Origin of the sequence: Okeania sp. SIO2B9, from assembly GCF_010672505.1 — a bacterium.
In the GTDB taxonomy this organism is placed as follows: domain Bacteria; phylum Cyanobacteriota; class Cyanobacteriia; order Cyanobacteriales; family Microcoleaceae; genus Okeania; species Okeania hirsuta.
In genome coordinates this window covers 1-1,252 of record NZ_JAAHGK010001703.1, presented here as the reverse complement: position 1 = coordinate 1,252, position 1,252 = coordinate 1, and the positions used below count along the sequence as shown (strand labels likewise).

The 1,252-nt window shown below is 35.8% G+C and carries 2 protein-coding genes; one reads left to right on the top strand and one right to left on the bottom strand.

The window, feature by feature from the left end; all coding sequences use genetic code 11:
- Positions 1-292 (top strand): peptidoglycan-binding domain-containing protein (locus tag F6K13_RS33835; protein WP_287290026.1); only part of this gene is annotated, 292 nt, incomplete at its 5' end.
- Between the two features lie 77 nt (positions 293-369).
- On the opposite strand, the gene F6K13_RS33830 is transcribed toward F6K13_RS33835, so the two are convergent.
- Positions 370-882, bottom strand: a complete 513-nt coding sequence (locus tag F6K13_RS33830; protein WP_124147119.1) for a transcriptional repressor — start codon at positions 880-882, stop codon at positions 370-372.
- Positions 883-1,252: the final 370 nt, after the last annotated feature.

Genomic DNA, 1,252 nt, shown 5'->3' with positions numbered 1-1,252 from the left:
TGAGTTTGCTGTCAGACGTTTTCAGCAAGATGCGGGAACAAACGCCAGTGGAGTAGCTACAAGAAATACATTGCAAGCTCTAAGGCATCCTATGATTGTTAATCCAAGTGCTTCCAAAGGGGGAGCTACTTATATAGGTAGTCAAGCAAATGTCTTAGAACTGCAAAAGAGACTTCGGCTACAAGGATTTTATTTTGGTCCATTAAATGGAGTTTACAACTCAGAAACAAGAGTAGCAGTGGCGAAAGCTCATCTGCATTATGGTTTAAGTGCTAAAGATATTGGAAACTAATTATTAGATTTATAAATCTTTTTTTATTTACCCCACTCAGAGATTAAGTGGGGTTGTTTATTTTATTCAGAGTTTTTTTATTCAGAATTTTCCGCATCTGCAAGTGCTCGTGGACAAGACCATTCACAAGATACTAGAGAAGGCCAGCCCATTCTTAGGGCTTCATAACAAATTGTATGAATAGTTAATTGACAATCTAAGAGATGTAACCCAGATTTTTCTGTCTGCTTAAGACCAATTTTTAAAATAGAATCATTCTTAAATTCAACAGTTTTATTGCATTGTACGCAGACAAGATGATGGTGATGATGGGGATAAGGTTGATTTATCTCATAATGTTTATGTCCCTCCGCTAGTTCTAGTTCTCTTAGAATTCCCATCCTTGCCATTAACTTTAAAGTTCTGTAAATGGTAGATAGACTAATTCTTTCACCCCGATTTTGTAGCATATTATAAAGATCTTCGGCACTCAGATGATTGCCTTTAGGAAGATTTTGAAAAACGTGCAAAATGGTCTCCCGTTGGGGAGTCATTCGCCAACCTTTGTCATTTAGTTCTGCTTTAAATGAAGATGGTGTGTAAAGGGCCACGGTACTTTATCAAAAATGTACGCCTATTGATAATCATACACAATAACTAAACGATTGTCAAAAAAAGATATTATTGAAAATTGCCTGAAAATTTTTGGGAGCTTGAGAGTAATATCACGTCCGGTTGAATACTTATAAATCAGGGAGTAGGGAGCGGGAAGCAGCGATAATAGGGAGATTTGCCCTGTGTAAGAGGATAGGTTTTTTTATAACTAATTATCCGGACTTAATATCATAGACAGTAGATAGAAATACCGAATACACTTTATCCTATAGGCAAAAAAAAGATTATTTAGAGTTTGCAGAAAAACCCTTCAGAGTTTTAAAATAATAAACTTGTCGCTAAATAAATCCCTAAAAGTGGCAAAAC